Annotated in this window: 10 protein-coding genes and 2 pseudogenes; 11 read left to right on the top strand and 1 reads right to left on the bottom strand. The window is 53.9% G+C overall.

Annotated features, from left to right (window positions below; genetic code table 11):
• Positions 1–224 precede the first annotated feature (224 nt).
• Positions 225–2,183, bottom strand: a complete 1,959-nt coding sequence (gene acs, locus HV302_RS23105; protein WP_016155371.1) for an acetate--CoA ligase — start codon at positions 2,181–2,183, stop codon at positions 225–227.
• A 344-nt stretch (positions 2,184–2,527) separates the two neighbouring features.
• Between acs and HV302_RS28075 the strand changes: the two genes are divergently transcribed.
• The 11 genes and pseudogenes from HV302_RS28075 to gltP all read left to right on the top strand — a co-directional run bounded on the left by HV302_RS28075 (position 2,528) and on the right by gltP (position 13,621).
• Complete coding sequence (locus HV302_RS28075; RefSeq protein WP_202048416.1) at positions 2,528–2,827, top strand: hypothetical protein; 300 nt, start codon at positions 2,528–2,530, stop codon at positions 2,825–2,827.
• A 473-nt stretch (positions 2,828–3,300) separates the two neighbouring features.
• Positions 3,301–3,998, top strand: a protein-coding gene (locus HV302_RS23100; protein ID WP_223429336.1) for an IS1 family transposase whose coding sequence is annotated in 2 segments (ribosomal slippage) — positions 3,301–3,550 and positions 3,550–3,998 — 699 coding nt in all. Because the reading frame shifts where the segments join, the coding sequence is not laid out codon by codon here.
• A 133-nt stretch (positions 3,999–4,131) separates the two neighbouring features.
• The gene (nrfA, locus tag HV302_RS23095) at positions 4,132–5,568 is read left to right on the top strand and encodes an ammonia-forming nitrite reductase cytochrome c552 subunit (protein ID WP_181626613.1); all 1,437 of its coding nucleotides are present in this window, start codon (positions 4,132–4,134) and stop codon (positions 5,566–5,568) included.
• A 44-nt stretch (positions 5,569–5,612) separates the two neighbouring features.
• Positions 5,613–6,179, top strand: coding sequence for a cytochrome c nitrite reductase pentaheme subunit (gene nrfB / locus HV302_RS23090; RefSeq protein ID WP_005132587.1), 567 nt, complete (start codon positions 5,613–5,615; stop codon positions 6,177–6,179).
• Positions 6,176–6,847, top strand: coding sequence for a cytochrome c nitrite reductase Fe-S protein (gene nrfC / locus HV302_RS23085; RefSeq protein ID WP_016155373.1), 672 nt, complete (start codon positions 6,176–6,178; stop codon positions 6,845–6,847). Before nrfB ends, nrfC begins: the two co-directional genes overlap by 4 nt.
• Positions 6,844–7,800 (top strand): cytochrome c nitrite reductase subunit NrfD, encoded by a 957-nt coding sequence (gene nrfD, locus HV302_RS23080; protein WP_016155452.1) that lies wholly within the window; start codon positions 6,844–6,846, stop codon positions 7,798–7,800. Before nrfC ends, nrfD begins: the two co-directional genes overlap by 4 nt.
• 8 nt (positions 7,801–7,808) lie before the next feature.
• Positions 7,809–9,203 (top strand): annotated as a pseudogene (locus HV302_RS23075) (heme lyase CcmF/NrfE family subunit); the annotation flags it as partial.
• A gap of 70 nt (positions 9,204–9,273) precedes the next feature.
• Positions 9,274–10,278, top strand: coding sequence for an IS110-like element IS4321 family transposase (locus tag HV302_RS23070; protein WP_000427623.1), 1,005 nt, complete (start codon positions 9,274–9,276; stop codon positions 10,276–10,278).
• A 257-nt stretch (positions 10,279–10,535) separates the two neighbouring features.
• Positions 10,536–11,346 (top strand): annotated as a pseudogene (gene nrfF / locus HV302_RS28410) (heme lyase NrfEFG subunit NrfF); the annotation flags it as partial.
• A complete protein-coding gene (nrfG, locus tag HV302_RS23055) occupies positions 11,343–11,963 on the top strand; it encodes a heme lyase NrfEFG subunit NrfG (RefSeq protein ID WP_181626612.1) in 621 nt (206 codons plus the stop codon). The pseudogene nrfF and the gene nrfG, both read left to right, overlap by 4 nt.
• Before the next feature lie 344 nt (positions 11,964–12,307).
• The gene (gltP, locus tag HV302_RS23050) at positions 12,308–13,621 is read left to right on the top strand and encodes a glutamate/aspartate:proton symporter GltP (RefSeq protein ID WP_016155378.1); all 1,314 of its coding nucleotides are present in this window, start codon (positions 12,308–12,310) and stop codon (positions 13,619–13,621) included.
• The last annotated feature ends 9 nt before the right edge of the window (positions 13,622–13,630 follow it).

Raw genomic sequence — 13,630 nt, 5'->3', positions numbered from 1 at the left:
CAGAGGCCCCCTTCGTCTTTCACGTTGCAAGTGTGTTGGCCGCACTCGCCCACCTCAGTCACATAGTGAACTATGCTCCTGGGGATGCGCTCGCTTGCCGCCTTCCTGCAACGCGAAATCCTTTGGGGTGGGTTATTATATTTTCCCTCCCGGTCAGGGGAGGGGTAGGGGTAGGATTTGTAGGCCCGATAAGCCGCGCACCATCGGGCATTTCACGGTTATGGTTATGATGGCATCGCGATGGCCTGCTTCTCTTCGAGCAGTTTCTCTACCACGCCAGGATCGGCGAGGGTCGAGGTATCGCCCAGATTGCTGGTATCGCCCGCCGCGATTTTACGCAGAATACGGCGCATGATTTTGCCGGAGCGGGTTTTCGGCAGTGAGTCGGTCCAGTGCAGCACGTCTGGCGTTGCCAGCGGACCAATTTCTTTACGTACCCAGTTGCGCACTTCGGCGTACAGCTCAGGTGATGGCTCTTCGCCGTGATTCAGCGTGACGTAGGCGTAGATCGCCTGGCCTTTAATATTATGCGGAATACCCACCACCGCGGCCTCGGCAATCTTCGGATGCGACACCAGCGCCGATTCGATTTCTGCCGTTCCCAGACGGTGGCCAGAGACGTTCAGCACATCGTCCACACGACCGGTGATCCAGTAATAGCCATCTTCGTCACGACGCGCGCCGTCGCCGCTGAAGTACATATTCTTGAAGGTAGAAAAGTAGGTCTGCTCAAAGCGTTCGTGATCGCCGAACAGCGTTCTCGCCTGGCCCGGCCACGAGTCGGTAATCACCAGGTTGCCTTCGGTCGCGCCTTCCAGCGGATTACCCTCGTTATCGACAATCGCAGGCTGTACGCCAAAGAACGGACGGGTTGCGGAACCCGCTTTCAGCTCGGTGGCGCCCGGCAGCGGGGTGATCATGAATCCACCGGTTTCGGTCTGCCACCAGGTATCGACGACCGGGCATTTTTCGTTGCCGATCTTCTTCCAGTACCACTCCCATGCTTCCGGGTTAATTGGCTCGCCAACGGAACCCAGGATACGCAGCGAGGAGCGGTCAGTGCCTTCAATCGCTTTATCACCTTCTGCCATCAGGGCGCGGATGGCGGTCGGTGCGGTATACAGAATATTGACCTGGTGCTTGTCCACAACCTGCGACATACGCGCGGGGGTTGGCCAGTTTGGCACGCCTTCGAACATCAGCGTGGTTGCGCCGCAGGCCAGCGGACCATACAGCAGGTAGCTGTGCCCGGTTACCCAACCCACGTCAGCAGTACACCAATAGATATCGCCCTGATGGTAGTCAAACACGTACTTAAAGGTGGTTGCGGCATAGACCAGATATCCGCCGGTGGTATGCAGCACGCCTTTTGGCTTGCCGGTTGAACCGGAGGTATAGAGGATAAACAGCGGATCTTCCGCGTTCATTTCTTCTGGCTGATGTTCCGGGCTGGCTTTCTCGATAAGATCGGACCACCACAGGTCACGGCCTTCCTGCCATTCCGTTTTTCCACCGGTACGTTTGAGGACGACCACATGTTCCACTGTTTTCACGTTCGGGTTTTTCAGCGCATCATCGACGTTCTTTTTCAGCGGGATAGCGCGGCCGGCGCGCACGCCTTCGTCGGCGGTGATCACCAGACGTGAATTGGAGTCGATGATACGTCCGGCGACCGCCTCTGGTGAAAAACCACCGAAGATGACCGAATGCACCGCGCCAATGCGGGCGCAAGCCAGCATAGCAACCGCCGCTTCCGGCACCATCGGCATATAAATGGCCACTACGTCGCCTTTTTTAATGCCTAAATCCAGTAGCGTATTGGCGAAACGGCAAACATCGCGATGCAGTTCGCGATAAGTAATGTTTTTGCTTTGGGTGGCGTCATCGCCTTCCCAGATGATGGCGGTGCGATCGCCATTTGCCTGTAAATGACGGTCAAGGCAGTTTGCGGCCAGGTTCAGGGTGCCGTCTTCGTACCATTTAATCGACACGTTGCCTGGTGCGAAGGAGGTGTTCTTCACCTGGCTGTACGGCTTGATCCAATCAAGTATCTTTCCCTGCTCGCCCCAAAATGTGTCGGGTTCGTTAACGGATTGCTGGTATTTCTCTTCGTACTGCTCCGGGTTTATCAGGCAACGATCCGCAATGTTTGCGGGAATAGCGTGTTTATGTATTTGGCTCATGGCTTTTGTTCTCCTTGTAGGATGTTAATAATATGTCTCATAAACGTTAAATGTAGGGGCTTTGAGAGTTTTGTTTAGTATTTGCGCGGCAGATCACGCAATAAACGAATTGTGCAAATTAGCGGCAAACTTAATTTTGAAGGGAACTAGCAAAAATTGATTAAATCTCGCGATAACATGTAGTTATCTAAAGGATTATTGAAAAGGTGATCTGTCTCTGAATTAGACAAAAGAGTGAGGGGCAGAGGGTAATGCCAGTTAGTTAAGCATTATGCAGAACATGTGATCCCGGCTCAGGGTTCCGTTCACCTCAGCAATATCAATTCTATGAGGCTCAGACACCTGTGAACGTGCAAGAGAGGCTCACCGCCGCCTCCCTTGCATCCCTGGCTCCCGGCGGGAAAATCGTCGCTGCGCGATTCATTCGTCTTATGCCGTCTGCCTGTCGGGTCGGGGCCGAGCCTGCGTCCCTGCAGGCCGTCCCCTCTGCCCGCATCCCTGCGGGCAAACCCGGTCAGCCGTCAACGCCTCATCGATTTTCAGCCGGACCGGGGTCATCGCTGCAACGCACTGACTTCCAGTTAAATCTTTTTTGCTGTTCAGATAAAAAACGCAGGTGGTCAGGTGTGGGCTGGTCCGGCTGAAAATTGCCGACGTGTTTCCGTAAGGCCGGGAGAACCCGCAGGGATGCGGGTTCAGGGCGCGTTTTGCAGGGAGGCTACCTCGCGCCCGGCCCGGTAGCCTGGAGGAATAAACGGAGGGGACCACGAAGTGGCAATTTTCCCGCCGGGAGCCGGGATTGTTAAGGGTACGGCGATAGTACCCTTAACACGTTCACAGGTCGTATTGTCTCAGAGAAGTGATATCACTAAGGTGAACGTAGCAATACGCCGGAGGCAACAGATTCATTACCTCCGTATGTGCCACTTTCCATTATCGCTACTGCCACTCATCCTCGTTAACTGACAAGTATTAGAGGTTAGAGGGGGTATATAACTCTAAAGTGGTATTTTACATACACTTACAATTGATTAAAAACAACATTTTCAGTGTGGTTTCTTGGGTGATGCTGCCAACTTACTGATTTAGTGTATGATGGTGTTTTTGAGGTGCTCCAGTGGCTTCTGTTTCTATCAGCTGTCCCTCCTGTTCAGCTACTGACGGGGTGGTGCGTAACGGCAAAAGCACTGCCGGACATCAGCGCTATCTCTGCTCTCACTGCCGTAAAACATGGCAACTGCAGTTCACTTACACCGCTTCTCAACCCGGTACGCACCAGAAAATCATTGATATGGCCATGAATGGCGTTGGATGCCGGGCAACCGCCCGCATTATGGGCGTTGGCCTCAACACGATTTTACGTCACTTAAAAAACTCAGGCCGCAGTCGGTAACCTCGCGCATACAGCCGGGCAGTGACGTCATCGTCTGCGCGGAAATGGACGAACAGTGGGGCTACGTCGGTGCTAAATCACGTCAGCGCTGGCTGTTTTACGCGTATGACAGGATACGGAGGACGGTTGTGGCGCACGTCTTCGGTGAACGCACTCTGGCCACACTGGAGCGTCTTCTGAGCCTGCTGTCGGCCTTTGAGGTCGTGGTATGGATGACGGATGGCTGGCCGCTGTATGAATCCCGCCTGAAGGGAAAGCTGCACGTAATCAGCAAGCGTTACACTCAGCGCATTGAGCGACATAACCTGAATCTGAGACAACATCTGGCAAGGCTGGGACGGAAGTCACTGTCGTTCTCAAAATCGGTGGAGCTGCATGACAAGGTCATCGGGCATTATCTGAACATAAAACACTATCAGTAAGTTGGAGTCATTACCGGTTTCTTGTTACAAATAGGGTGGAGCAATGTCATGACAGTATTCGTGTGGTTGCTGTTATGGAAAACAATAAAAGAACCGCCATTGCAGATAATGGCGTCATCTGGATGAGACCCCTATGGCAAGGATAAAATCACGCGTACGCCGTTTCTTCAGCCTGTTATTACCTTTATTATTTATTTCTGCTGTTCACGCTGAACAAACTCCTGTACCCGCAAAAACCGTCACCGTTGAAGCGAAGAATGAAACCTTCGCTCCTCAGCATCCCGATCAATATCTCTCCTGGAAAGCCACGTCTGAGCAATCAGCCCGTGAAGATGCGCTGGCAGAAGATCCGCGTCTGGTGATCCTGTGGGCGGGATATCCATTCTCGCGCGATTACAACAAACCGCGTGGACACGCCTATGCCGTGACCGATGTACGTGAAACCTTACGTACCGGCGCCCCAAAAACGGCTGAAGACGGCCCGCTGCCGATGGCCTGCTGGAGCTGTAAAAGCCCGGACGTAGCGCGTCTGATCCAGAAAGATGGTGAAGATGGCTACTTCCACGGTAAATGGGCGCGCGGCGGTCCGGAAATTGTTAACAATCTCGGCTGTGCAGATTGCCATAACACTGCGTCACCAGACTTCGCCAAAGGCAAGCCAGAGCTGACGCTGTCGCGTCCTTATGCAGAACGCGCGATGGAAGCAATCGGCAAACCGTTTGAGAAAGCCGGTCGCTTTGATCAGCAATCCATGGTCTGCGGTCAGTGCCACGTGGAATACTACTTCGACGGTAAAAACAAAGCCGTTAAGTTCCCGTGGGACGAGGGCATGAAAGTCGAGAACATGGAGAAATACTACGACACCATCGCCTTCTCTGACTGGACCAACTCCCTGTCGAAAACGCCGATGCTGAAAGCGCAGCACCCGGAATATGAAACCTGGAGCGCGGGCATTCACGGCAAGAACAACGTGACCTGTATCGACTGTCACATGCCGAAAGTGCAAAACGCGGAAGGCAAGATCTACACCGACCATAAAATTGGTAACCCGTTCGATAACTTTGCTCAGACCTGTGCGAACTGCCACACCCAGGATAAAGCGTCCCTGCAAAAAGTGGTCGCCGAGCGTAAACAGGCTATTCATGACCTGAAAATCAAGGTCGAAGATCAGCTGGTTCATGCGCACTTCGAAGCGAAAGCCGCATGGGATGCGGGTGCGACTGAAGCGGAAATGAAGCCGATTCTGGAAGATATCCGTCACGCACAATGGCGCTGGGACCTGTCTATCGCCTCACACGGTATTCACATGCACGCTCCGGAAGAGGGTCTGCGGATGCTGGGTAGCGCCATGGATAAAGCCGCCGATGCGCGTACCAAACTGGTCCGTCTGCTGGCGACTAAAGGCATCACCCATGAAATCCCGTTACCGGATATCTCTACCAAAGAGAAAGCCCAGGCGGCGATTGGTCTGAACATGCAGCAAATCAATGCTGAGAAGCAGGACTTCATCAAAACGGTGATTCCGCAGTGGGAAGATCAGGCGCGTAAAAACGGTCGGTTAAGCCAATAACCCCATTTCGCCCCGTCAGGGGCGGATAACTCAACGGAGTGAATATGAGCGTATTACGTTCGTTATTAACTGCTGGGGTGCTGGCGTCAGGCTTGTTCTGGAGCCTGAGTGGAATCACTGCCACGCCAACGCCGCAGGAGTCGGATCAACGCTGGACGGTTACCCAACAGCGTAATCCGGATGCCGCCTGTCTGGATTGTCACAAGCCAGATACCGAAGGTATGCATGGTAAGCATGCAGAAGTCATCAACCCGAATAACAAACTGCCGGTCACCTGCACCAACTGTCACGGCCAGCCGTCACCGAACCACCGTGAAGGGGTGAAGGATGTGATGCGCTTTAATGAGCCGATGTACAACGTTGAACAGCAGAACAGCGTCTGTATGTCCTGCCACCTGCCTGAGCAGCTACAAAAAGCGTTCTGGCCACACGATGTCCACGTAACCAAAGTGGCGTGTGCCAGCTGTCACTCACTGCATCCGAAGCAAGACACGATGCAGACGCTAAGTGATAAAGGACGGATCAAGATTTGCGTCGATTGCCACAGCGATCAGCGTAACAATCCGAACTTTAACCCGGCGTCGGTTCCGTTGCTTAAGGAGCATCCATGAGTTGCTCTCGTCGCCAGTTTATCACCCGCGTCGGCGCGCTGGTGGCAGTGAGCGGGACGGCGGGACGCGTTGTGGCGAAGACGCTGAACATCAACGGCGTACGTTACGGTATGGTACATGATGAGTCACTATGCATCGGCTGTACGGCTTGCATGGATGCTTGTCGGGAAGTAAACAACGTGCCGGAAGGGGTATCGCGTCTGACGATTATTCGCAGCGAGCCGCAGGGGACGTTTCCTGATGTGAAGTATCGCTTCTTCCGTCATTCGTGCCAGCATTGCGACCATGCCCCCTGCGTTGACGTCTGCCCGACGGGGGCATCGTATCGCGATGCCGCCAGCGGTATTGTGGATGTGAACCCGGACCTTTGCGTTGGCTGCCAGTACTGTATCGCCGCGTGTCCTTATCGCGTGCGCTTTATCCATCCGGTTAGCAAAACGGCGGATAAATGCGATTTCTGTCGGAAAACCAATCTGAAAGCGGGCAAGCAGCCCGCCTGCGTTGAGTCGTGTCCGACGAAGGCGCTGACGTTTGGTAATCTGGACGATCCCAACAGCGATATCTCCCGCTTGTTGCTGCAGAAAACCACCTACCGTTACAAGCTGGCGTTGGGCACAAAACCGAAGGTCTACCGCGTTCCCTTTAAATTTGGGGAGGTGAGCCAATGACATCCGCTTCTGCATTTCATTTTGAATCACTGGTGTGGGACTGGCCCATTGCCATCTATCTGTTCCTGATTGGCATCTCCGCCGGACTGGTCACGCTGGCGATTCTGCTGCGTCGTTTCCATCCGGAGGCGGGCGGTTCTGACAGCACGCTGCTACGCACTACGCTGGTGTTAGGGCCGGGGGCGATTATCTTCGGTCTGCTGATTCTGGTGTTCCACCTGACGCGTCCATGGACCTTCTGGAAACTGATGTTCCACTACAGCTTCACTTCGGTGATGTCGATGGGAGTCATGTTGTTCCAGTTGTACATGGTGGTGCTGGTGCTGTGGCTGGCAAAAATCTTTGAAAAAGAAGTGATTGCTCTGCAACAGCGCTGGCTGCCGCGATTAGGGATCGTACAGAAAATGCTGACGTTGATTGCGCCGTTTCATCGCGCGCTGGAGACGTTAATGCTGGTGCTGGCGGTCCTGCTCGGGGCGTACACCGGTTTTCTGCTGTCGGCGCTGAAATCCTACCCGTTCCTGAATAACCCGATCCTGCCGGTGCTGTTCCTGTTCTCCGGGATCTCCTCCGGCGCGGCGGTGGCGCTGATCGCCATGGCGTTACGTCATCGTAGCAATCCGCACAGTACCGAAGCGCACTTTGTGCATCGCATGGAAGTCCCGGTGGTATGGCTGGAGATCTTCCTGCTGGCGGCGTTTTTCGTCGGTCTGGCGCTGGGCGATGACGGCAAAATGCGCGCGCTGGCGGCGGCACTGGGCGGCGGATTCTGGACCTGGTGGTTCTGGCTGGGCGTGGCTGGGCTTGGGCTGATACTGCCGATGCTGCTAAAACCTTGGGCCAACCGCAGTTCGACGTTTCATGGCGTGCTGGCAGTGTGCGGCGCCAGCCTGACCGGCGTACTGCTGCTGCGCTTTTTTATTCTCTATGCGGGTCAGCTAACCGTTGCGTAAGGTGATATCTGGACGTTCTCCTTCCTGAAGCCGGTTTTCTGGCACTGTTGTTAAGCCTCGGGGTCAACGTGTTGACCCCGCTTGCCGTGTTGGTGGGTGTCCGCCAGCGCTGGCAAGGCGTAATGCGCCTGGCAAGCGTGGGCATGTGGACGCAATTTTCGCTGCTGCTGCTGGCCTTTGCCATTCTGATATTCTGCTTTCTGACCAGCGACTTTTCGGTGGTCTACGTTGCTCAGCATAGCTACAGCCTGCTGCCGTGGGGATTAAAACTGGCGGCGGTGTGGGGCGGGCATGAAGGATCGCTGCTGCTGTGGGTGCTGTTTCTTTCCGGCTGGAGCGCGCTGTTCGCCTTGCGCTATCGGCGTGATTCCGACCTGCTGTTTCCGTTAATGCTCAGCGTCCTCGCTTTGATAACGGCCCTGCTGCTGCTGTTTGTGGTGGTATGGTCCGATCCGTTCGTGCGTATCTTCCCGCCAGCCATTGAAGGGCGCGATCTTAATCCGATGCTGCAACATCTCGGGTTAATCCTCCATCCGCCGCTGCTGTACCTGGGTTACGGTGGCTTGATGGTGGCGGCAGGCGTGGCGCTGGCCTCGCTGCTGCGCGGTGACTTTAATGCGCAGAGCGCCGGGGTGTGCTGGCGCTGGGCGCTGCCTGGCTGGTGTGCGCTGACGCTGGGGATTATCCTTGGCTCCTGGTGGGCCTACTGTGAGTTGGGCTGGGGCGGCTGGTGGTTCTGGGACCCGGTAGAAAATGCCTCCTTATTACCCTGGCTTTCCGCCAGTGCGCTGCTGCATAGTCTGTTCATCACGCGCCAACGTGGGATATTCCGCCACTGGTCGCTGCTGCTGGCGATCGTCACGCTGATTTTATCGCTGCTGGGGACGCTGATTGTGCGTTCCGGCATTCTCGTTTCCGTGCACGCTTTTGCGCTGGATAACGTCCGCGCCACGCCGCTGTTCGCGCTGTTTACCGTATTGAGCCTGGCATCGCTCGGGCTATACGCCTGGCGGGGACAGCAAGTCCGCCAGAATGCGCGTTTTGGCGGCTGGTCGCGCGAGATGCTGATTCTGGTCGCGCTATTACTTTTTTGCGCGGTGCTGCTGATTGTGCTGATTGGCACCCTTTACCCGATGATTTACGGGTTGTTCGGCTGGGGGCGGCTCTCCGTGGGCGCACCGTACTTTAACCGTGCTACGCTGCCCTTTGGCCTGCTGATGCTGCTGGTTATCGTGCTGGCGACGATCAGAAGCCGCAAAGTGCCTGTGCGTTGCCAGCTTCCGGCACTGCTGGCGCATGCCGGGGTGCTGGTGTTTGCGGCTGGGATCGTCTTTTCCAGCGGTAGTCGTCAGGAGATAAGCCTGAATCTCAGCCCCGGGCAGCAGGTGGAACTGGCGGGCTATATTTAATGAGATGGTCACTCCCTCCTTCCCGGTACTATGCTGAGGACAGGCTTTGATTCGGAGAACTATCATGGAAAACATTGCGCTCATTGGTATCGATCTGGGTAAAAACTCTTTCCATATTCATTGCCAGGATCGTCGCGGGAAGGCTGTTTACCGTAAAAAATTTACCCGGCCAAAGTTGATCGAATTTTTGGCGACATGCCCCGCTACAACCATCGCAATGGAAGCCTGTGGCGGTTCTCACTTTATGGCACGCAAGTTGGAAGAGTTGGGGCATTCCCCAAAGCTGATATCACCACAATTTGTCCGCCCGTTCGTTAAAAGCAATAAAAACGACTTTGTCGACGCCGAAGCTATTTGTGAAGCTGCATCGCGTCCGTCTATGCGTTTTGTGCAGCCCAGAACGGAATCTCAGCAGGCAATGCGGGCTCTGCATCGTGTCCGTGAATCCCTGGTTCAGGATAAGGTAAAAACAACCAATCAAATGCATGCTTTTCTGCTGGAATTTGGCATTAGCGTTCCCCGAGGAGCTGCCGTTATTAGCCGACTGAGTACCATTCTTGAGGATAATAGTTTGCCTCTTTACCTCAGCCAGTTATTGCTGAAATTACAACAGCATTATCACTATCTTGTTGAGCAGATTAAAGATTTGGAATCCCAGTTGAAACGAAAGTTGGACGAAGATGAGGTTGGACAGCGCTTGCTGAGCATTCCCTGCGTCGGAACACTGACAGCGAGTACTATTTCAACTGAGATTGGCGACGGGAAGCAGTACGCCAGCAGCCGTGACTTTGCGGCGGCAACAGGGCTTGTACCTCGGCAGTACAGCACGGGAGGTAGGACGACATTGCTGGGAATTAGTAAGCGAGGTAATAAAAAGATCCGAACTTTGTTGGTTCAATGTGCCAGGGTATTCATACAAAAACTGGAACACCAGTCTGGCAAATTGGCCGATTGGGTCAGGGATTTACTGTGCCGGAAAAGCAACTTTGTCGTCACTTGTGCTCTGGCAAACAAGCTGGCCAGAATAGCCTGGGCCCTAACGGCACGACAGCAAACTTATGTAGCATAACGGCAGAAATACACCGGTTTAAAGAATTACTGATCTGGTTTTGCGAATACTGATATTGATGATACTAACGGCCCACCGGCCTGTTGAGGAACCTGTAAAACGGAAAGGCTCATTGAAGCCGTATATTTTCTGGAGGTTCATCAGGCGCGGAACTCATCAAGGCGCGGGAATAAAATCCCATTCAGACGCCGGATAGATTCAAGCAAGCCAACTTGTCGTCAAAATCGGTGTTGCAAAAACGGGAGTGACCATAGATTCGTTTTGAGCGTCTCGACCTGGAAGCGAAAGGTAACTACACCAGTGAAAAAGCGCAGATCACGCTGTGGCAGAATGAGAAACGCATTGGCAGCCTGCAGCCTGAAAGACGCTTCTATGCCGCGCGCCGTCAACAGATGATGGAGCCGGGGATCCGCTGGAATCTGATGCATGACTGGTATGCGGTAATCGGCGAAAAAACCGGACCGGACCGTTATGCCATGCGCTTGTACGTGCAGACCGGCGTGCGCTGGATTTGGGGCGGGGGACTGTTAATGGTCTGTGGTGCGCTGCTGAGCGGATGGCGAGGGAGAAAGCGCGATGCATAAACTAATCAACGCGTTGCCGGATGGCGGCGAACGGGGTGTGAAAACGGTAGGTCGGATAAGCGCAGCGCCATCCGGCAGAACATGTTTACTCTTAGCTATCATTTTGTTTTTCATCGCCTTCGCGACACATGCCCAGGTTGTGGACACATGGACTTTTGCCAACCAGCAACAACAGGAAAAAGCGTTGTCTATTGCCAGCCAACTGCGCTGTCCACAGTGTCAAAACCAAAACTTGCTGGAATCCAATGCGCCGGTAGCGGTCAGTATGCGCCACCAGGTTTATAGCATGGTGGCGGAAGGGAAAAGTGAAGCCGAGATAACGACGTGGATGACCGATCGCTACGGTGATTTTGTGCGCTACAACCCGCCGTTGAATGAGCAAACGCTGCTGCTGTGGGCGTTGCCGTGCCTGTTGTTATTGCTGGTGGGCGTGGTGGTCTGGCGGGTGAGAAGGCGTCAGCGCGTAGAGGAGGATGTGCAATGAGCCAGTCCACCCATTCCCCTGCGCCGTTACGCCCACTCCCCGTGAAGTGGCTGACCGCTGCGACGGTGCTGATGGTTGTGGCCTGCATCGGAGGTTATCTGTTGACGCCCAAATGGCAGGCGGTGCGTCAGGAACTGACGCGGCTGGCGGACCCATTACATGCGTTCGCCGATGAAAATATTCAGGAAAAACAGCTGCTTTTGCTGCAATCGCAAATTCGTGCTAATCCGCAGGACGGTGTGAAATGGGCGCAACTCGGTGAGTACTATCTTTGGCAAAACGCGTATCATAATGCGCTGCTTGCCTACGAGCAGGCGCTGCGTGTAGGGGGTGAAAATGCTGAGATCTATTCAGCGCTGGCAACGGTATTGTATTACCAGGCCGGGCAGCATATGACACCGCCCACTCGCGAGATGATTGATAAGGCTCTGGCGCTGGACCCGACAGAGGTCACTGCGCTGATGCTGTTAGCCTCAGATGCGTTTATGCAGGCAGATTACGCCCAGGCCATTTCAGTGTGGCAAAAAGTTATGGATTTAAACTCGCCGAGGGTGAACCGGGCACAGCTCATTGACTCTATTAATATGGCGAAGTTGTTGCAGAATCGGCAAAAATAAATTTGTTTCTTTTGTGATTTGTATCATTTGGCCTGTTTAAAAAACAGGCGAACGAACAAATGAGCAAAAAAAACTCACGCCATGACTTCTTCATTTTTGAACATATTAAAATTCTTTTATAACAAAAAGTTATTCATCAATACCCCGATAAAATTGCATTTTTATGCATAAGTTCAGCCGAAGGCTCTGTTCCTGGAGGGTTGCGCGAGACAGTACGCAAATGATAATGATAATAAGCGTTAAAAAACTCCATAAACGAACGCAACACAATTCATACCCTTTCAGTATGTACTATTACCACACACCGCATGTGGAATAGCGCTCCATCGAGGAAGTCCGTTGTTATGAAAAATTTGAAAGTCAGCCTGGCATGGCAGATTCTGATCGCTATGGTGCTGGGCATTCTGCTGGGGAGTTACCTGCATTACCATAGTGACAGCCGTGAATGGCTGGTTGTAAACCTGCTGTCACCGGCGGGCGATATCTTTATCCATCTGATCAAAATGATCGTGGTGCCCATTGTTATCTCTACGCTGGTTGTCGGTATCGCCGGGGTCGGTGATGCAAAACAGCTGGGCCGTATTGGCGCCAAAACTATTATCTATTTCGAAGTAATCACCACCGTGGCGATTATCCTGGGTATCACGCTGGCGAATGTGTTCCAGCCAGGTACCGGGGTGGATATGTCGCAACTGGCGACCGTGGATATTTCGAAATATCAAAGCACGACCGCAGAAGTACAGAGCCACGCGCATGGCCTGATGGGGACAATTTTGTCACTGGTGCCAACCAACATCGTCGCATCGATGGCAAAAGGCGATATGCTGCCGATTATCTTCTTCTCGGTGCTGTTCGGTTTAGGTCTGTCTTCCCTGCCGGCAACTCACCGCGAGCCGTTGGTTACCGTATTCCGCTCTATTTCCGAAACCATGTTTAAAGTCACTCACATGGTTATGCGCTACGCGCCAGTCGGTGTTTTCGCGCTGATTGCCGTTACCGTCGCGAACTTCGGTTTTGCCTCCTTGTGGCCGCTGGCGAAGCTGGTGCTGTTGGTGCATTTCGCCATTCTGTTCTTCGCGCTGGTGGTGCTGGGGATCGTGGCGCGCATCTGCGGTTTGAGCATCTGGATCCTGATCCGCATTCTGAAAGACGAGCTGATTCTGGCTTACTCTACAGCCAGCTCCGAGAGCGTGCTGCCGCGCATTATTGAGAAGATGGAAGCCTATGGCGCGCCAGCTTCAATCACCAGCTTTGTGGTGCCGACCGGCTACTCATTCAACCTTGATGGTTCAACTCTGTACCAGAGTATCGCCGCTATCTTTATCGCGCAGCTGTACGGTATCGACCTGTCGCTGTGGCAGGAAATCGTGCTGGTGCTGACGCTGATGGTGACCTCGAAAGGGATTGCGGGTGTGCCGGGCGTATCATTCGTGGTGCTGCTGGCTACGCTGGGCAGCGTGGGGATCCCACTGGAAGGCCTGGCGTTTATCGCCGGTGTTGACCGTATCCTCGACATGGCGCGTACCGCGCTGAACGTGGTGGGTAATGCGCTGGCGGTACTGGTTATCGCCAAGTGGGAACACAAATTTGACCGCAAGAAAGCGCTGGCCTATGAGCGCGACGTGCTGGGTAGATTTGATAAGACCGCTAATCAGTAATTCATGACA

Origin of the sequence: Citrobacter sp. RHBSTW-00859, from assembly GCF_013729795.1 — a bacterium.
Classification (GTDB): domain Bacteria; phylum Pseudomonadota; class Gammaproteobacteria; order Enterobacterales; family Enterobacteriaceae; genus Citrobacter; species Citrobacter braakii.
Note: the sequence above shows the minus strand (reverse complement) of the source record. Positions and strands in the feature narration are given on the sequence as shown.